16 protein-coding genes are annotated in these 17,637 nt (G+C 59.9%); 11 read left to right on the forward strand and 5 right to left on the reverse strand.

Annotated elements, in window-relative coordinates; translation table 11 throughout:
* Positions 1-993, reverse strand: a complete 993-nt coding sequence (locus J2X71_RS27335) for an aldo/keto reductase (RefSeq protein ID WP_310387067.1) — start codon at positions 991-993, stop codon at positions 1-3.
* Between the two features lie 110 nt (positions 994-1,103).
* Between J2X71_RS27335 and J2X71_RS27340 the strand changes: the two genes are divergently transcribed.
* The 3 genes from J2X71_RS27340 to J2X71_RS27350 all read left to right on the forward strand — a co-directional run bounded on the left by J2X71_RS27340 (position 1,104) and on the right by J2X71_RS27350 (position 4,929).
* Positions 1,104-2,003, forward strand: coding sequence for a LysR family transcriptional regulator (locus J2X71_RS27340; protein ID WP_310387069.1), 900 nt, complete (start codon positions 1,104-1,106; stop codon positions 2,001-2,003).
* Positions 2,004-2,137: 134 nt separating this feature from the next.
* Positions 2,138-3,385, forward strand: coding sequence for a TCR/Tet family MFS transporter (locus J2X71_RS27345; protein ID WP_310387071.1), 1,248 nt, complete (start codon positions 2,138-2,140; stop codon positions 3,383-3,385).
* Between the two features lie 140 nt (positions 3,386-3,525).
* A complete protein-coding gene (locus J2X71_RS27350; RefSeq protein ID WP_310387073.1) occupies positions 3,526-4,929 on the forward strand; it encodes an MATE family efflux transporter in 1,404 nt (467 codons plus the stop codon).
* A 118-nt stretch (positions 4,930-5,047) separates the two neighbouring features.
* Here the strand turns inward: J2X71_RS27350 and J2X71_RS27355 are convergent, their stop codons facing one another.
* Together J2X71_RS27355 and carA are read right to left on the reverse strand one after the other, a co-directional pair.
* A complete protein-coding gene (locus J2X71_RS27355; RefSeq protein WP_007824261.1) occupies positions 5,048-5,368 on the reverse strand; it encodes a hypothetical protein in 321 nt (106 codons plus the stop codon).
* A 114-nt stretch (positions 5,369-5,482) separates the two neighbouring features.
* Positions 5,483-6,688, reverse strand: a complete 1,206-nt coding sequence (gene carA / locus J2X71_RS27360) for a glutamine-hydrolyzing carbamoyl-phosphate synthase small subunit (protein WP_310387076.1) — start codon at positions 6,686-6,688, stop codon at positions 5,483-5,485.
* 369 nt (positions 6,689-7,057) lie between these two features.
* On the opposite strand from carA, the gene J2X71_RS27365 reads away from it, so the two are divergent.
* The gene (locus J2X71_RS27365) at positions 7,058-7,510 is read left to right on the forward strand and encodes a GatB/YqeY domain-containing protein (protein ID WP_310387078.1); all 453 of its coding nucleotides are present in this window, start codon (positions 7,058-7,060) and stop codon (positions 7,508-7,510) included.
* Here J2X71_RS27365 and J2X71_RS27370 read toward each other — a convergent pair.
* On the reverse strand, positions 7,491-8,387 hold the full coding sequence (locus J2X71_RS27370) for a hypothetical protein (RefSeq protein WP_310387079.1): 897 nt from the start codon (positions 8,385-8,387) through the stop codon (positions 7,491-7,493). The genes J2X71_RS27365 and J2X71_RS27370 overlap by 20 nt on opposite strands.
* Before the next feature lie 666 nt (positions 8,388-9,053).
* Here J2X71_RS27370 and dnaG point away from each other — a divergent pair.
* The 7 genes from dnaG to J2X71_RS27405 all read left to right on the forward strand — a co-directional run bounded on the left by dnaG (position 9,054) and on the right by J2X71_RS27405 (position 16,917).
* The gene (dnaG, locus tag J2X71_RS27375) at positions 9,054-11,051 is read left to right on the forward strand and encodes a DNA primase (RefSeq protein WP_310387081.1); all 1,998 of its coding nucleotides are present in this window, start codon (positions 9,054-9,056) and stop codon (positions 11,049-11,051) included.
* On the forward strand, positions 11,051-12,916 hold the full coding sequence (gene recQ, locus J2X71_RS27380) for a DNA helicase RecQ (protein WP_310387084.1): 1,866 nt from the start codon (positions 11,051-11,053) through the stop codon (positions 12,914-12,916). The genes dnaG and recQ overlap by 1 nt, the downstream gene beginning before the upstream one ends.
* A gap of 75 nt (positions 12,917-12,991) precedes the next feature.
* Positions 12,992-13,453, forward strand: coding sequence for a cupin domain-containing protein (locus J2X71_RS27385; protein ID WP_310387086.1), 462 nt, complete (start codon positions 12,992-12,994; stop codon positions 13,451-13,453).
* 61 nt (positions 13,454-13,514) lie between these two features.
* Entirely contained in the window at positions 13,515-14,243 is a 729-nt protein-coding gene (locus J2X71_RS27390) for a class I SAM-dependent methyltransferase (protein ID WP_310387088.1), read from the forward strand.
* A gap of 67 nt (positions 14,244-14,310) precedes the next feature.
* Positions 14,311-15,498 (forward strand): glycine C-acetyltransferase, encoded by a 1,188-nt coding sequence (locus tag J2X71_RS27395; RefSeq protein WP_310387090.1) that lies wholly within the window; start codon positions 14,311-14,313, stop codon positions 15,496-15,498.
* Between the two features lie 23 nt (positions 15,499-15,521).
* A complete protein-coding gene (gene tdh / locus J2X71_RS27400; RefSeq protein WP_113324500.1) occupies positions 15,522-16,559 on the forward strand; it encodes an L-threonine 3-dehydrogenase in 1,038 nt (345 codons plus the stop codon).
* A gap of 10 nt (positions 16,560-16,569) precedes the next feature.
* Positions 16,570-16,917, forward strand: a complete 348-nt coding sequence (locus J2X71_RS27405) for a GFA family protein (RefSeq protein WP_310387093.1) — start codon at positions 16,570-16,572, stop codon at positions 16,915-16,917.
* Here J2X71_RS27405 and J2X71_RS27410 read toward each other — a convergent pair.
* Positions 16,914-17,465 (reverse strand): L,D-transpeptidase family protein, encoded by a 552-nt coding sequence (locus J2X71_RS27410; RefSeq protein WP_310387094.1) that lies wholly within the window; start codon positions 17,463-17,465, stop codon positions 16,914-16,916. The two genes, J2X71_RS27405 and J2X71_RS27410, sit on opposite strands and share 4 nt — an antisense overlap.
* Positions 17,466-17,637 lie beyond the last annotated feature (172 nt).

Genomic DNA, 17,637 nt, shown 5'->3' on the forward strand with positions numbered 1-17,637 from the left:
TTACTTTTCGCTGTCCATGTGCTTGAGCTGAGCTTCAGGATAACGGGCGCCCTTGGCGGCCCCCTTCGGCACGGCGCGTTCAATGGCGGAGAGATCGTCTGCGGTGAGTTCCACTGCGCGGGAGCCGAGCGCTTCCGTCAGCCGGTCGCGGCGGCGGGCGCCGACCAGCGGTACGATATCCTTGCCCTGTGCCGCTACCCAGGCGATCGCGACTTGTGCGACCGAGGCGCCCTTGAGGGTGGCGATCTTCCGGAGTTCTTCCACCAAAGCAAGGTTTTCATCGATATTGCCTTCCTGGAAGCGCGGACTGACGGCCCGGAAATCGCCTGCGCCCTGCTGGCCTTTCTGCCAGTGGCCGCTGATGAGGCCGCGCGACAGCACGCCATAGGCGGTGATGGAGATGCCGAGCTCACGGGTCGCGGGCAGGATCTCACCTTCGATGCCGCGGGAGATCAGCGAATATTCGATCTGCAGGTCGGCAATCGGTACGACGGCAGCGGCCCGGCGGATCGTATCGGCGCCGACTTCGGACAGCCCCACATGGCGGACGTAACCAGCCTTGATGAGATCTGATATCGCGCCGACCGTGTCCTCGATTGGCACATTCGGATCGAGGCGGGCAGGGCGGTAGATGTCGATATAATCGACGCCTAGGCGCTGCAGCGTATAGGCAAGGAAGTTCTTCACGGCGATCGGGCGGGCGTCGTAGCCGTTCCAGCCATTGGCGGGATCACGCAAGGCGCCGAACTTGACGCTGATGATGGCGTCTTCACGCTTGCGGCCCTTGAGCGCCTCACCGATCAGCATTTCATTATGGCCCATGCCATAGAAGTCGCCTGTGTCGAGCAGGTTGACGCCGGCATCGAGTGCTGCGTGGATGGTCGCAATGCTTTCAGCGCGATCAGATGGGCCGTACATGCCCGACATGCCCATGCAGCCGAGGCCGATAGCCGAGACTTCTGGACCGGTTTTTCCCAAACGATAGGTCTGCATTTTCTTCTCCTTCAGCGGCGCCCGACGGCGTCTTCGGATGCTGTTTTACCGCAGCCGAATTTGTGCGATAATCCGGATAGTCTCGAACGGGCCGTACGGGAAAATGCACAATGGACGACCTTCCCCTCAGTGATCTGGATGCCTTTGCCGCAATTGCAAGAGAGCGCAGCTTCCGCTCCGCGGCCCGCAAGCGCGAGGTTTCTGCGTCGTCGCTGAGCGACTCCCTGCGGCGCCTCGAAGAGCGGCTCGGTGTCAGGCTTCTCAATCGTACGACGCGCTCCGTCACGCTGACGGCGGCGGGCCAGCGATTGCTCGAGAGGCTTTCGCCGGCGCTTGCGGAAGTGGCGGCCGCGCTCGGTCAGCTCGACAGTTTTCGTGACAGTCCGGCGGGCACGCTCAGGCTCAACGTGCCTGGTATCGTCGTAAACCTCTTCATGGCCGATCTCGCCGTGCGGTTTCTGGCGCTCTACCCGCAGATCACGCTGGAGATCATTGCCGAAGATACATTCATCGATGTGCTGGCCGCCGGCTTCGATGCCGGCATTCGTTATGACGAGAGGCTGGAGCGCGACATGATTGCCGTGCCGATCGGTCCGCGCCGGCAGCGCTATGTGACGGCGGCTGCTCCCGCCTATCTGGAAAAGTGGGGCATGCCACAACATCCGCGGGATCTGCTGGAGCATAGCTGCATCCGCCATCGCTTCATCAGCGGCGCTTCGCTTGCCTGGGAATTCGAGCGGGGTGACGAAGTGCTGGTGATTACGCCATCCGGTCCCATCATCGCCAATGCTGTGGAGATGGAGATCGAGGCCGCTCTTGCCGGTCTCGGCGTCATCCGTACCTTTGAAGAACTGCTTGCGTCGGGCATTGCTGAGGGCAGGCCGATCCTTGAGGAATGGGACAACGAATTTTCCGGCCCCTTTCTCTATTATCCGAGCCGCCACCACATGCCCGCGCCATTGCGGGCTTTTGTCGATTTTGTACGGATGGAGCAGCGAAAGAGCGCGTGAACCATCTGTTTCGGCGGTCTCTCCATCAAAAACATTGAAATGTTCACGTATTGTTTCGGTCATTCCAATCGGCTATGTCATATATCCGGCGACGAGATCGTCTTTCCAGAAAATATCAGCTGTAGAGATGTCTTATGCTTGATCCGAAATTCGTTCGCCGCGGCCTTTTCCTGGTCTTCATCATTCTCTTTCTGGACGTTATCGGCATTGCGATCATCATGCCGGTACTGCCTGTTTATCTGGAGCAATTGACGGGCGGCACGGTCAGCGATGCAGCCGTTGATGGCGGCTGGCTGATGCTGATCTATTCGCTGATGCAATTCCTGTTTGCGCCGCTGCTCGGAAACTTGAGCGACCGTTTCGGGCGCCGCCCGATCCTGCTGCTCTCGGTGCTGACCTTTGCGTTCGACAATTTCATCTGCGCCATCGCCACCAGTTACTGGATGCTCTTCGTCGGCAGGGTGCTCGCAGGCATCAGCGGGGGCAGTTTCGCCACCTGCTCGGCTTACATTGCCGACATCAGCAACGAGGAGAACCGCGCCAAGAATTTCGGCCTGATCGGTATCGCTTTCGGTGTCGGTTTCACGGTCGGCCCCGTGATCGGCGGCTTCCTCGGTGAGTTCGGGCCGCGCGTGCCGTTCTTCGGTGCGGCCGCGCTTTCCTTCATCAATTTTGTTGCCGCCTGTTTCCTGCTGCCGGAAACGCTCGAAGCGAAGAACCGCCGCACCTTCGAATGGAAGCGCGCAAACCCACTCGGCGCTTTGCGGCAGATGCGGCACTATCCCGGGATCGGCTGGGTTTGCCTTGTCATGTTCCTATTTTTCCTCGCCCACGCCGTCTATCCCTCGGTCTGGTCCTTCGTTTCGACCTTCCGCTACGGCTGGAGCGAAGGGCAGATCGGCCTGTCTCTCGGCCTCTACGGGATCGGCGCCGCTGCGGTCATGGGACTCGTTCTGCCGCGTGTCGTGCCTGTTCTCGGTGAATGGAAGACGGCGCTGCTCGGCCTGTGTTTCTCGATGGCCGCCCTCACAGGTTATGCTTTCGCCTGGGAGGGCTGGGTCGTCTATACCGTGATCGTACTGACGGTCATGGAGAATGTTGCCGATCCGCCGCTGCGCAGCATTGCCGCCGGCAAGGTGCCGCCATCCGCACAGGGTGAGTTGCAGGGCGCGCTTACCAGCATCGGCAGCATCACGACGATCATCGGCCCGCTGATCTTCACCCAGATGTTCGGCTATTTCACCAAGCCGGATGCACCGATCACCTTTGCCGGCGCGCCTTATCTGCTGGCCGCTTTCTTCATCCTCCTTGCTGCGGTTGTATTCCTGACGCGGGTGACGACATCGAAAACACCGGCACAAGCCTTCAACGCGGCCGAGTGATCCATCAAAAACAGTGAAGCCGTGATGAATTTTTCAGCATCTGCCTGTTTTGGGGTGGTTCTTTGCGTCGCTTTGCTCTAAGCCGACATGATATTTTGCCGCACTGCGGCCCTTAACGATTCAATCTCAGGAATAGTGTCATGGACACGCCGATCGACGTGCGCGCCGTTGCGCCTGCAAACGACAACCGCTGGTCTGCGCATTTTCGCGCCACGCTGATGCTCGGCGTGCCGCTGATCGGCGCTCAACTCGCGCAATTCGGCATCGGCATGACCGATGTGATGATCGTCGGTCAGCTCGGAGCAGAGCACTTGGCCGCCATGGTGCTTTCCGCGCAGTTCCTGTTCACGATCCTGATTTTCGGTTCTGGCTTTGCGATTGCCGTCATCCCGATGGTGGCCCAGGCCTATGGCCGCGGCGATGTCGTGAGCGTGCGCCGTTCGCTGCGCATGGGTATCTGGGTCGTCATCTGCTACTGGTTGCTGATGCAGCCGGCCTTCTACAATTCCGAGACGATCCTGCGATACTTCGGGCAGAAGCCTGAAGTGGCGAAGCTTGCCCACGGCTATATCATCATCGGTCAGTTCGGCGTGCTGCCGGGCCTGCTCTATAATGTCATGCGCGGGCTCGTCAGCGCCATCGGCAAGGCCGGCGTCATTCTTCAGGTCACCATCGCCATGCTGGTGCTGAATGCGATCGGCGCCTACATCCTCGTGCTCGGCCATTTCGGCTTCCCGGTCATGGGGCTGGAAGGGGCTGCAATCGTGTCCGTTGCGGTGCAGGCGGCCGGTTTCCTCTTCATCCTCTCCTATGTACAGGGCAGGGAGGAGACGCGGCGTTATGAAATTTTCGTGCGCTTCTGGAAGCCGGACTGGCATGCCTTTTTCGAAGTCATCCGCTTGGGCTTGCCGATCAGCATCACCATTCTCGCCGAAGTTAGCCTCTTCACGGCAGCCTCGCTGCTGATGGGCCATATCGGCACGATCGAGCTTGCTGCGCATGGCATCGCTCTGCAGTGGGCATCGATGGCTTTCATGATCCCGCTCGGTCTCGGCCAGGCGGCAACGGTGCGGGTCGGTGTCGCGCACGGGCAGGGCGATCATGCCGGGCTGGTGCGGGCGGCGATCACGGTGCTGATCATCGCCAGCATCGCTGCGATCATCGGCAGCATCATCTTTGCGACCGTGCCGCAGCTTCTGGCGCGGCTGTTCCTCGATGTCAGCCTGCCGGAAGCGCTTGAGGTGCTGGCCTATGCCGGTCCGCTGATCGTCATTGCCGGTCTCTTCCAGTTCGTCGATGGCGTGCAGGCGATCGCCAGCGGCCTGTTGCGCGGGCTGAAGGATGCGCGCGTGCCGATGATCCTGGCGCTGATTGCCTACTGGCCGATCGGCTTCTTCCTAGCCTGGGCCTTTGCCTTCCCGCTCGGTTTTGGCGGTCTCGGCATCTGGTTAGGCTTTCTTGTCGGGCTTGCGGCCGCGGCCGTCATGCTCTGCACGCGCTTTTATATTCTCGTTCGTCGGGAAGGGGCTGCGGCCGGCGCCTGAGCCGGCCGTCCTACAGCATCGGCCCGAAAATCGGAATCGATTTTCGGAAGCCTGATGCGTAGATTCAAAGAGTTAGAGCGTCCTTTGTGCGTCCGAATGGACGCACGGCGCTCTAGTATCAGGCGGCGACAGGCTTGTAGCTGGCGATATCTGCGCGGATGCCGAGGCGCGCAAACATTTCCTGCGGGTCGAAATTGGCCGCCTTGTGGGCTGCGGCAACGACCGCCCGCACGCGTTCGACGACATCGGCGCTTTCCCATTCGGCAACCGTGACGAAATTGAATTCGCCGGGGCCGGCAACCTGTTCCAGCACCGTATGATTGATGAAGCCGTCCTGTGCCTCCAGCACCTTATGGGTCATCATCACATTGACGAGAAATTCCTCACGCGCCGCAGCCGGCACGACGAATTTGTCTATCCTGTAGAAAGCTCCGCTCATCCGATCTTCTCCTGCATCTGATGTGTTGCAGGCAGTTCTGTAATTCCTCAAGTTAAGTTGAGGTCAATATGCCGGCAAGAAAAAAGGCCCGCCTGAGCGAGCCTTGATCCGGTATCAGCGTTCGGCGAGTGCCGCTTCGCCCTTCTTCTCGCGCACCATGTTAACAAAGCGGCGGAAGAGGTAGTGGCTGTCCTGCGGGCCGGGAGAGGCTTCCGGGTGGTGCTGGACGGAAAAGACCGACTTGCCGAGAACGCGCAGGCCGCAATTCGTGCCGTCGAACAGCGATACGTGAGTCTCTTCAACGCCTTCGGGCAGCGACTTCGTGTCGACCGCGAAGCCGTGGTTCATGGAGACGATCTCGACCTTGCCGGTCGTGTGATCCTTGACCGGGTGGTTTGCGCCGTGATGGCCCTGGTGCATCTTCTCGGTCTTGGCGCCGAGTGCCAGGCCGAGCATCTGGTGGCCGAGGCAGATGCCGAAGACCGGGATATCGGTGCCGATCAGTTCCTTGATGACTGGCACGGCATATTCACCTGTGGCGGCCGGGTCGCCCGGGCCGTTCGACAGGAAGATGCCATCCGGCTGAAGGGCGAGCACATCCTGTGCACTCGCCGTTGCCGGCATGACCGTGACCTTGCAATCGAGACCGGCGAAGAGGCGCAGGATGTTGCGCTTCACACCGTAATCCAAGCAGACGACATGGTACTTGCTGTCGGAGGCGGCGAGTTCACCGTATCCTTCGTTCCAAACCCATGGGGTCTGCGACCACTGCGAGGACTGGCCGGACGAAGCGATCTTGGCGAGGTCGAGGCCTTCGAGGCCGCTCCAGGCCTTGGCTTCCGCCTTCAGCGCGTCGACGTCGAAATTGCCTGCGGGGTCATGGGCGATAACGGCGTTCGGCGAGCCGTTTTCACGGATCCAGGCCGTCAGTGCGCGAGTGTCGATGCCGCAGAGGCCGATGATGCCGCGGGCCTTCAGCCAGGCGTCGAGATCTTTGGCGGCGCGGTAGTTCGAGGGTTCGGTGATGTCAGCCTTGAAGATCACGCCGACCGCACCGTGGCGGGCTGCCGGCGTCAGGTCTTCGATATCTTCTTCATTGGTGCCGATATTGCCGATATGCGGGAAGGTGAAGGTAACGATCTGGCCGAGATAGGAGGGGTCGGTGAGGATTTCCTCGTAGCCGGTGAGCGCCGTGTTGAAGACCGCTTCCGCTTGAACCTTGCCGGTTGCGCCGATACCTTTGCCTTCGATGACTGTGCCGTCTGCAAGAACGAGCAGGGCGGTCGGCTTTTCGGTTGTCCAGGGTGCTGTCGCGGTCATCTTCATCCCGTTTCCGGCGGGCTTGGCGTTCTGAAAACGCGAGCCGGCCATTTGATCTCGCAGGTGCAGGCGCGCGGCTTTGGCCGCGTTTGACGCCTGATCACGAATTTTTGGTGCAGGTGGCGGTAGATAGCCACGCTCTCTGCCTAGGTCAATCTTTGTACTGCAGATTGCGGCACTTTTCCTGCCGATATTGCCGGGATTCTCGCAATTTATTTGATCCCACACATCAGCGTGGTTTATGAAAGCGCCATTCCAGAGCGGTGGGCCGGGAAACGGGTTCGCCGCTTCAAGTTTTTGTTCAAGCATCGGCTTATCTGAAAAGCCCCTTCACACTTTTCGGTCCGGTGCTTCAGAAGGAGTAATGACATGCTGCGCGATCAACTCGCCACCCAGCTCAAAGAGGCTATGAAGGCGAAGCAGATGGAGCGTCTCGGCACCATCCGCCTCATCCAGGCCGCGATCAAGGATCGCGACATCGCCAATCGCGGCGTCGGCAAGGAAGAGGCGGGCGACGACGAAGTGCTGCAGATCCTCGCCAAGATGGTGAAGCAGCGCGATGAGTCGGCGAAGATCTACGAAGAGAACGCCCGTCCCGAGCTTGCAGCCAAGGAGCGCGCGGAAATTGTCGTTATCCAGGACTTCATGCCGAAGCAGCTTTCCGACGATCAGGTGCGTGCCAATATCGCCGCCATTATCAAGGAAGTCGGCGCAGAAGGCCCGAAGGACATGGGCAAGATCATGGCTGCCCTGAAAGAGCGCTATGCCGGCCAGATGGACTTTGCCAAGGCTTCCGGCACCGTCAAAGAGCTGCTGAAATAAGGCGTCTTGCCTGCGGTTGTTCTTCGACCGCAGGCCCAAGCACGGCTTCGGCGGCTGAATCGATGATGGCGAATTTCGCCGCCTGATAGTTCCAATATTCGAGCACGAAACCGCGGGAGAGCCAAAAATCGCCCTTTCTCGGCGGTTCGGTCCATCCCACGCTTCCCATATCGGCGGCCTGCGCGAGCAGGCGTTTCAGGTGGGTATTGGAAATCATGAACTGATCGCGAATCTCGCGCAGCGACAACGGGCCGACGATGACGCGATCGGCAGAACGCGGAAAGCCCGTCAGGCGCGAAATCAGATAGTCCATCACGAGGCCGCCGGAATTGGCCCAATTAAAGAGATTGAAGGTAGCGCCCGGATCGCGCACTGCTTCGGTTTCGATGATCTTCTTGGCGATTAGCGGCTGCAGGCGGGCGATCAATGTTGGATCGGCCATCAGATTTTCCGCGCGGCGGCCGCCATCGAGGCTATCCAGAATCATCAGATGGGCGACCAGCCATTTGGTAAAATGATGCTCCGCCGTTTCTGTCGGCTCAAGGAAGCGCGTACGTTTGTCATCGCCCGGAATGGGACGCAGAAACCGGTAGACCAGCATTTCCTGCACGAAGGCAGCTGCCGTGTTGCGGCTGGCGATCTTGTTCTGGATGACGAAATCGATGAAGCGGCCGGAATAAAGGCCGCGCCTCTCTTCACCAGGATAGCCGTAATAGAGAGCAAAACCAGTATGCGCCATCAGCCAGCGCTGCTGTGCGGCGAATATCGATGCAATACGCGGGCTGTCGCGATAAATCGCGAGCATTTCATTGGCACAATGAAGAATTGCAGCAAGAAAACTATCGTCGGCTGCAAGATTTTCTGCGGTGTAGGCCATAGCGCTGTCCAGGAGTTTCGCGCATTCATTTGCCACGCCTATTGGAAGTGTCAATGCTTTTGTATTTTAGGGGTTAATTGGTAAGGTAAAGCTCAATAAAAGCGGCGGCGTATAGCCCAAAAATTAAGAAGGCAGGAGCTGGGGGCGCTCCTGCCTTCTTGCTCTTTGCTTCCGTCAGCGACGCAGGGTCGAAACCCAAGCCGGCGGGTATTTGCAAAGGCACCCTTGCGAGGCGGCGCCGGGGGTAGGGATGGTGCCTCGCTTGGGGATCGCTTTGTTGAGTTCGAACTTATGGCCAGCCCCCGGCTTATTCAAATTACAAAAATATAATAATCCCGGATTCGGCCTGTCGGGATGTGAATATGGAGTTCGGCCGCGCATTCCGAAAAAGCCTGGGCAATCCACTCCGATCTCTTTTAATTGATTGTTTTTTCATATTCTTTCTCCGAACCGGCTTTCCGCGATATGGACGGCGCCATTCTCTCGGAACTTGGAAAATGTCAAAAATGTCGCACCCCCAGTCAGGGGCCGATAACACGTTGTTGAGTGGCATTGGCCGACGTTTGTGACAATGTCCTGCGCCCTGTGAAAAGCGGGATTTACGGCAGAAGTTTCGTGGCGCGGCGCGGTAAAGCTGCTTATATGGATGTTCTGCAAGAGGTAGAGATGCGCTTTTCCCCCACCTTCCTGGACGATATCCGCGACCGCGTTCCCATTTCGAACGTGATTGCGCGGCGCGTGGGCTGGGACAAGCGCAAGACCAACGTGTCGCGCGGCGACTATTGGGCCTGCTGCCCTTTCCATGGCGAGAAGTCGCCGAGCTTCCATTGCGAGGATCGCAAGGGCCGTTACCATTGCTTCGGCTGCGGCGTGACCGGAGATCATTTCCGCTTCCTGACCGAGCTCGAAGGCCTGAGCTTTCCCGAGGCGGTGCAGACGATCGCCGACATGGCCGGCGTGCCGATGCCGGTCGCCGATCCGCAGATGGAAAGACGCGAGAAGGAGCGTACCTCGCTTCTCGACGTCATGGAAATGGCGACCCAGTTCTTTCAGGACCAGCTGCAGACGGCGAATGGTGCGAGGGCACGCGCCTATCTGCGCGACCGCGGGTTGACGGGGCGCACCATCGAGACCTTCCGGCTCGGTTTTGCACCCGACAGCCGCAATGCGCTTAAGGAATTTTTGGCCGGCAAGGGTGTCAGCAAGGAGCAGATCGAGGCCTGCGGGCTTGTGGTGCACGAGAATGTGCCTGTTTCCTACGACCGGTTCCGCGACCGCATCATGTTCCCGATCCTGTCGTCGCGCGAGAAGGTCATTGCTTTCGGCGGACGCGCCATGTCACCGGATGCGCCGGCGAAATATCTCAATTCCAACGAGACCGAACTCTTCCACAAGGGCAACGTGCTCTACAATTTCGCCCGGGCGCGTCGCGCGATGCAGGGCGCAAATGGCGAAGGCACCATCATTGCCGTCGAAGGCTATATGGATGTCATTGCGCTGCATCAGGCCGGTATCGAGAATGCCGTGGCACCGCTCGGTACGGCGCTGACCGAAAACCAGCTCGATCTGCTCTGGAAGATGACGTCGCAGCCGGTGCTCTGCTTCGATGGCGACGGTGCCGGCATTCGCGCCGCCAACCGCGCCGCCGATCTGGCACTGCCGCATCTGAAGCCGGGGCGAAGCGTGCGTTTTGCGCTGCTGCCTGACGGCAAGGACCCCGATGATCTCGTGCGTCAGGATGGCAGGGCGCCTTTCGATAAGGTCATGGCGCAGGCAAAGCCGCTGTCGGAAATGCTGTGGGACCGCGAGGCGAGAAACGGGACCTTCGATACGCCTGAGGCGCGCGCCGAGCTGGAAGCACGGCTGAAACAGCTCGTTGCCGTCATTGGTGACGAGAATGTGCGGCGCCATTACCAGCAGGACATGCGCGACCGGCTGAACAGCTTCTTCCAGCCGCAGTTCCAGAACCGCGGCGGCGACCGGCGCAACTTCGGTGGCGGCAGCAATTTCGGCGGGGGCAATTTCCGTGGGCAGAAGGAGCGGGGCGGGAAGGCTGGAGGGCCTCGAACGCAGGCGTTCGCATCAGATCGCCTGACCCGTTCGGGGCTCGTGCGCGGCCATCAGGAAAATGCGGCGCTCCGGGAGTGTGTGCTGGCGCTGACCGTCGTCAACCATCCCGCGCTGATGCTGGACGATTATGATGAGATCGCTGCCATCGATTATGACAATCGCGATCTGCAGAAGCTCTGGTCGGCGATGCTGGGAGCAGCTGCCGTTGTCGCCGGGCCACATCTGACGCGTGATTACCTGTTGGAATGCCTTGATGTCGCCGGCTTCGGTTCGCTCCTGAAAAACCTTGACCAGCAGGTGCGTAATGCCCGGCTCTGGACGGCTACCGAGCAGGCAGCGATGGAAGATGCCCGTGAGGGTTATCGCCAGGCGCTCGCCTTCCACAAGCGCGCCAAGGATCTGCGCTGGCAGAAGATCGAGCTGGAGCGTGATATCGCCCAGGCGACCGAGGCGGGCGACGATGCCGAGATCGACCGGCTGATGCGCGCTTCGCAGGAAGTGCATTTCGAGGCGTTGCGGCTCGAAAACCAGGAAGCCATTATCGATGGCTTCGGTGTGCTCTCCGGGCGCGTCAAGGGCGCTGCGAGCCACTGATGTCGCAGACTGAAAGCCACGAGCCGCTGTTTTCCGCATCCGACGCGCTGTTTTCAGGCGCGGCCAAGCCGCTCGATGTGCTGAAGCGTGTCTACGGCTACCCTGCCTTTCGCGGGCGGCAGCAGGAAGTCGTAGAGCATGTGGTTGCCGGTGGCGATGCCGTCGTGCTCTTCCCGACAGGTGCGGGCAAATCGCTCTGCTTCCAGATTCCGGCTCTTTGCCGCCCGGGTCTTGGTATCGTCGTCTCGCCGCTGATCGCGCTGATGCGCGATCAGGTGGAGGCGATGAAGCAACTCGGGATCCGTGCTGCGGCACTGAATTCCTCGATTTCGCGCGAGGAATATGGCGCGATCCGCCGCGGCATTTCCTCAGGCGATCTCGATCTACTCTATGTGACGCCCGAGCGCATCCTGATGGATGGGTTCCGCGAGCTGATCGGCAATACGAAGATCGCGCTCTTTGCTATCGATGAAGCGCATTGTGTCTCGCAATGGGGCCACGATTTCCGGCCGGAATATCGCGAACTCGGCAAGCTTGCGGAACAGTATCCCGGTGTGCCCCGCATCGCGCTGACGGCGACGGCCGATCCGCATACGCAGGAGGATATTATCGAGCGGCTGATGCTCGACAATGCCGAAGTCTTCACCACCAGCTTCGACCGGCCGAATATTTCCTATGAGATCGTTGAGCGCGACCAGCCGCGCCAGCAGCTCCTGCGTTTCCTTTCCGGCCACAAAGGCAATAGCGGCATCGTCTATTGCCTGTCGCGGGCCAAGGTGGAGGAAACCGCCGACTGGCTGAACACCCAGGGCATTCGGGCGCTCGCCTATCATGCCGGCATGGACCGAGCGCTGCGCGACGCCAACCAGGATGCGTTCCTGAAGGAAGAAGAGCTTTGCCTTGTCGCGACAGTTGCCTTCGGCATGGGCATCGACAAGCCGAACGTGCGTTATGTCGCCCATCTCGATCTGCCGGGCTCGGTGGAGGCCTATTATCAGGAGACGGGCCGCGCCGGACGTGACGGCCTGCCGTCCGAGGTGTGGATGGCCTATGGCATGGCCGACGTGATCCAGCGCCGGCGGATGATCGATGAAGGCAATGCGGCCGACGAGATTAAGCGCATCGAGCGCGGCAAGCTCAATGCGCTGCTGGCGATCTGCGAGACGGCTTCCTGCCGGCGCCAAGCGATCCTGGCGCACTTCGGCGAGGCGCATACCGGCAAATGCGGCGGTTGCGATACCTGCCTGAAGCCGGTCGAGACCTGGGATGGGACGGAAGCGGCGATCAAGGCGCTGGCTGCGATCTACCGCACCGGCGAGCGTTTCGGCGCTGGGCATGTGATCGATGTGCTTGTCGGCAATAGTAATGAAAAGACCGAGCGCTTTCGCCATGTCGATATGCCCGTTTTCGGCGCAGGCAAGGATATTGCCGTTCGCACCTGGCAATCGGTTTATCGCCAGCTGATGGCGATGGGGCTGATCCGCGTCGACCATGAGGCGTTCGGAGCCCTGAAGCTGGAGCCGGAGGCGCGCGCTGTCTTCAAGCGTGAGCGTGAGGTCTTCTTCCGCAAGGATCGCGCGCCTTCCGAGCGCAGAGCGAAGAAGACTGAGCGAGCGGAGCGCAGGACCGGGCTTTCAGGGGCGGATGGCACGCTCTTCGAAGCGCTGAGGGCCGAGCGCATGTCGATTGCCAAGTCACTCGGCGTGCCGCCCTATGTCGTCTTCCCGGATACGACGCTGATCGCCTTTGCCACCGAGCGGCCACGCAGCCGCAAGGAGCTTCTCGGTATTTCGGGCGTCGGTCAGTCGAAGCTCGAGCGCTACGGCGACGCCTTCCTCGATATCATTCTCTCCCACGACGAATAGTCCGGTTGCACGTACCTTCCGCTGCAATCGGCACAGATCTCTGCTAGGGTTGTTCCAGAGTTTGGGGGAACTTCAATGGCACATTTCAACAGAGCAGTCGCATCACTGCCCGGGCGCGAGCGGATTGCCAGGCATCCGCATGGCGGGCAGGTCTTCATTCATGCAACGGCGGAGGAAACCGCCGGCGCCTATGGCATATGGGAAACCTTCTCGGCGCCAGGCACCGGCCCGTCGCGGCATATGCACACGCGGGAGACGGAGGTCTTTCGGGTCATCGAGGGGAGCTATCGTTTCTGGTGCGGAAACGAGATGATCGAGGCGCCCGTCGGCTCCGTCGTCGTGCTGCCGCCGAATGTTCCGCATCATTGGCGCAATGTCAGCGATGGCATGGGCCGGATGATGGGCTTCGTCACGCCTGGTGGGTTCGAGCATTTCTTCGTGGAGCTCGAACGGGCTGGTGCCGCGACACCGGAAGCGATCTTGCCGATCCAGCATAGGTTCGGCCTCGTGGAGATCGGCGACGGTCCTGATCCCTGAGATGCCCGATCCTTGAGGTGATGATGGATGGTATCCTATAAGGGCCATCCGGAGGATTATCATGAGCCAGAATATCTATGATACGGCGGAGTTCTTCGCCGGATACAGCGCCATGCGCCGCTCGGTCGAAGGGCTTGAGGGTGCAGCCGAATGGCCGGCGGTTCGCGCGCAGTTACCTGATCTCACAGGCAAGCGGGTGGTCGATCTCGGCTGTGGTTTTGGTTGGTTTGCCCGCTATGCCCGCTCGGTCGGTGCTATAAGCGTCCTCGGCCTCGACATATCCGAGAACATGATCGGCCGGGCGAGGGCGGATACGCATGATGAGGCGATCACCTATGGGATTGCCGATCTCGAAGAGCTGGAACTGCCGGAAGCCTCATTCGATTTCGCGCATAGTTCGCTCGCTTTTCACTATGTCAAAAATTTCGAGCGGCTTGTCGCCACAGTCTACCGGGCGCTCGTTCCCGGTTCGCGTTTCGTCTTTACGATCGAGCATCCGATCTTCATGGCGCCGCGCAATGCCGGCTGGAGCACTGATGCCGATGGGCAGCGCATATGGCCGCTCGACGGCTATGCCGTCGAGGGAAGCCGCACAACGGACTGGCTGGCGAAGGGTGTCGTCAAGCAGCATCGCCGCCTCGGCACGACTATCAATATGCTGATATCGGCTGGTTTTACGATCCGCCATGTCGAAGAATGGGCGCCGAACGAGCAGGATCTGACCGCGCATCCCGAATGGGTCGAAGAGCTCGACCGGCCGATGTTTCTGCTTGTCACGGTCGAGCGTTGAGCAAGACAAGCCAGCGGCGATATGCTAACCGACGCTCAGACGGGAAACATCAAGAGAAGGGCCCTCAATGACCTCGAATTTCCTCTCGCACCTGCGCGGCGAACTCGCTGCGCTGAAAGATGCAGGCCTCTATAAATCCGAGCGCGTCATCACGTCGAAGCAAGCCGGCGAAATCGCCGTTGCCTCTGGTGAACGCGTGCTGAATTTCTGCGCCAACAACTATCTTGGTCTTGCCGATAACGAGGAACTGGCGGACGCCGGTAAGAAAGCGCTCGACCGTTACGGCTACGGCATGGCCTCGGTGCGTTTTATCTGCGGCACGCAGGAAGAGCATAAGCAGCTTGAAGCCCGTATCTCCTCCTTCCTCGGCATGGAAGACACGATCCTCTATTCCTCCTGCTTCGATGCCAATGGCGGCCTGTTCGAGACGCTGCTGTCCGAAGAGGACGCGATCATTTCCGATGCGCTGAACCATGCCTCGATCATCGATGGCGTGCGCCTCTCCAAGGCCAAGCGTTTCCGCTACGCCAATAATGATATGGCGGCGCTGGAAGAAGAGCTGAAGAAGGCCGAAGGCAGCCGCTTCAAGATGATCGCGACCGACGGCGTCTTTTCCATGGACGGTATCATCGCCAATCTCCAGGGCGTCTGCGATCTTGCGGAAAAGTACGGCGCGATGGTCATGGTGGATGACAGCCACGCCGTCGGCTTCGTCGGCAAGCATGGCCGCGGTTCGCCGGAATATTGCGGCGTCGAGGGCCGGGTCGATATCATCACCGGCACGCTCGGCAAGGCGCTCGGCGGCGCGTCCGGCGGTTATACGTCGGGCAAGGCCGAGATCGTCGAGTGGCTGCGGCAGCGTTCGCGTCCCTATCTTTTCTCGAACACGCTGGCGCCGGTCATTGCCGCCGCCTCGCTGAAGGTCTTCGACCTCATTGAAAATGGCGATGCGCTGCGTGAGCGGCTGACGGCCAATGCATCGCTCTTCCGCTCTGAAATGACCAAACTTGGCTTCACGCTGGCGGGCGAGGGTCATGCGATCATCCCGGTCATGCTGGGCGATGCGAAACTCGCGCAGGATATGGCGGCGCTGATGCTGAAAAAGGGCGTCTATGTGATCGGCTTTTCTTTCCCGGTCGTGCCGAAGGGGCAGGCACGTATCCGCACCCAGATGTCTGCGGCGCATTCGAAGGCGGATGTGGAGCGGGCGATTGCCGTCTTTGCCGAAGCGGGCCGTGAACTCGGCGTCATTTGAGAGCCTTGAGGAGAGAAAAGATCATGTCCAACATGATGAAAGCACTGGTCAAGGCGAAGCCCGAAGTCGGCCTCTGGATGGAGAACGTGCCGGTGCCGGAAGTCGGCCCGAACGACGTGCTGATCCGGGTGAAGAAATCGGCGATCTGCGGCACGGACGTGCATATCTGGAACTGGGATCAGTGGGCGCAGAAGACCATTCCGGTGCCGATGGTGGTCGGTCACGAATTCTCCGGCGAGATCGCCGAGATCGGCTCTGCCGTCACCAAATACCGCGTCGGCGAACGTGTTTCCGGCGAAGGCCATATCGTCTGCGGCAAATGCCGCAACTGCCGTGCGGGCAGGGGGCATCTTTGCCGCAATACGCTCGGCGTCGGCGTTAACCGGCCGGGCTCCTTCGGCGAGTTCGTCTGCATTCCGGAAGCCAATGTCGTTGCCATCCCCGACGATGTCACGGATGAGATCGCAGCGATCTTCGATCCGTTCGGCAATGCCGTTCACACCGCGCTCTCCTTCGATCTCGTCGGCGAAGACGTGCTGGTGACGGGTGCGGGGCCGATCGGCATCATGGGCGCGCTGGTTGCCAAGCGTTCCGGTGCACGCAAGGTCGTCATCACCGATATCAATCCGAATCGGCTCGATCTTGCCCGCAAGCTCGGCATCGATCACGTCGTGGATGCTTCGAAGGAAAACCTCGCCGATGTGATGAAATCGATCGGTATGACCGAAGGCTTCGATGTCGGACTTGAAATGTCAGGTGCGGCGCCCGCATTCCGCGACATGATCGACAAGATGAACAATGGCGGAAAGATCGCCATCCTCGGGATTGCGCCTGCTGGTTTCGAGATCGACTGGAACAAGGTGATCTTCAAGATGCTGAACCTCAAGGGCATCTATGGCCGCGAGATGTTCGAGACCTGGTACAAGATGATCGCCTTCGTGCAGGGTGGCCTGGATCTGTCGCCTGTTATTACTCATCGCATCAAGATCGACGAATTCCGAGATGGTTTCGAGGCGATGCGCTCGGGCAATTCCGGCAAGGTCGTGATGGATTGGATGTGAGAAGACGGAAATGAAATACGAGGGAAGCTGCCACTGCGGCAATATCGCCTTTACGGTTGAAGGCGCGTTTACGGAAGCAGTCGATTGCAACTGCTCGCTCTGCCGCCGGCGCGGCGGGCTTCTGGGCTTCGTGCCGCGGGAGAAGCTGCATCTGACGGTGCCGGAAGAAAACCTGTCGACCTATACGTTCAACACACATGCCATCAAACATCACTTCTGCGCCAAGTGCGGCATCGCGCCCTTTGGGGAAGCGACGGCGCCCAATGGCATGGAGATGGCATCCGTCAATCTGCGCTGCATTCCAGCGCTCGATCTGTCTGCCTTGACGGTGAATGCGTTCGACGGTCTGTCGCGCTAGGGCGTAGTGTCGATGGGTGTATGATTGGGGACACGCGCCCAGATATCGCGCATCTCCTGGTCGGTCACGGCAATACACCCATCCGTCCAATCCCACAGCCGGTGCATGTTCTGGAGAAAGCCCCAACCATTGGGAAGCCCGTGGATCATGATATCGCCGCCGGGAGCAAGGCCTTTCGCTTCGGCATTCTGCCGATCGGCCGGATTTGGATAGGAGATGTGCAGACTGAGATGCGCCATGGAGTTGGGATTTCGCCAGTCGATTTCATAACGCCCTTCCGGAGTTTTTTCGTCGCCCTCCCGTTGCTTCGGCCCTCCATCGGCAGCGCTGCCGAGAGAAATCCGATACGTCGAGACGGGAGTGTCGCCTTTGAAAAGGACCATGCGGCGTTGGGATTTATAGACGCGAATGAGGTCAGCCTGTTGCGCCAGCGGCGCGTCCGGAGGCGGCGAGCCTGAGCCGATCCTCGCCATTACCTTCGTATAGCCGAGAACGCTGACGGCGACGGCTGCTAGGACGGTTGCCAGAATGATCAGCTTATTTCTCAACGCGATCCTCGCCCTACTGCCGCATCATGGCTTTTGAAGAATTAGAGATTCGCCATAATCGTGCGCGATTTGCTTTTGCAACTCATGTTGGCGATTTGCGAAGAATCTGCGGCGTGTGATGGGAATGATCCGCAGCTATTCTCGTGTTTGTCCGAAAGCCCTTGTCTTTCCC

Source organism: Rhizobium sp. 1399 (assembly GCF_031455475.1).
Taxonomy (GTDB): domain Bacteria; phylum Pseudomonadota; class Alphaproteobacteria; order Rhizobiales; family Rhizobiaceae; genus Rhizobium.

Bases quoted from the DNA above. Each gene is read 5' to 3' on its own strand.
- J2X71_RS27395 (WP_310387090.1), top strand. From the start codon at position 14,311: ATGACCTCGAATTTCCTCTCGCACCTGCGCGGCGAACTCGCTGCGCTG.
- J2X71_RS27355 (WP_007824261.1), bottom strand. From the start codon at position 5,368: ATGAGCGGAGCTTTCTACAGGATAGACAAATTCGTCGTGCCGGCTGCG.
- tdh (WP_113324500.1), top strand. From the start codon at position 15,522: ATGTCCAACATGATGAAAGCACTGGTCAAGGCGAAGCCCGAAGTCGGC.
- J2X71_RS27405 (WP_310387093.1), top strand. From the start codon at position 16,570: ATGAAATACGAGGGAAGCTGCCACTGCGGCAATATCGCCTTTACGGTT.
- J2X71_RS27370 (WP_310387079.1), bottom strand. From the start codon at position 8,387: ATGGCCTACACCGCAGAAAATCTTGCAGCCGACGATAGTTTTCTTGCT.
- recQ (WP_310387084.1), top strand. From the start codon at position 11,051: ATGTCGCAGACTGAAAGCCACGAGCCGCTGTTTTCCGCATCCGACGCG.
- dnaG (WP_310387081.1), top strand. From the start codon at position 9,054: ATGCGCTTTTCCCCCACCTTCCTGGACGATATCCGCGACCGCGTTCCC.
- J2X71_RS27345 (WP_310387071.1), top strand. From the start codon at position 2,138: ATGCTTGATCCGAAATTCGTTCGCCGCGGCCTTTTCCTGGTCTTCATC.
- carA (WP_310387076.1), bottom strand. From the start codon at position 6,688: ATGACCGCGACAGCACCCTGGACAACCGAAAAGCCGACCGCCCTGCTC.
- J2X71_RS27390 (WP_310387088.1), top strand. From the start codon at position 13,515: ATGAGCCAGAATATCTATGATACGGCGGAGTTCTTCGCCGGATACAGC.
- J2X71_RS27365 (WP_310387078.1), top strand. From the start codon at position 7,058: ATGCTGCGCGATCAACTCGCCACCCAGCTCAAAGAGGCTATGAAGGCG.
- J2X71_RS27350 (WP_310387073.1), top strand. From the start codon at position 3,526: ATGGACACGCCGATCGACGTGCGCGCCGTTGCGCCTGCAAACGACAAC.
- J2X71_RS27335 (WP_310387067.1), bottom strand. From the start codon at position 993: ATGCAGACCTATCGTTTGGGAAAAACCGGTCCAGAAGTCTCGGCTATC.
- J2X71_RS27340 (WP_310387069.1), top strand. From the start codon at position 1,104: ATGGACGACCTTCCCCTCAGTGATCTGGATGCCTTTGCCGCAATTGCA.
- J2X71_RS27385 (WP_310387086.1), top strand. From the start codon at position 12,992: ATGGCACATTTCAACAGAGCAGTCGCATCACTGCCCGGGCGCGAGCGG.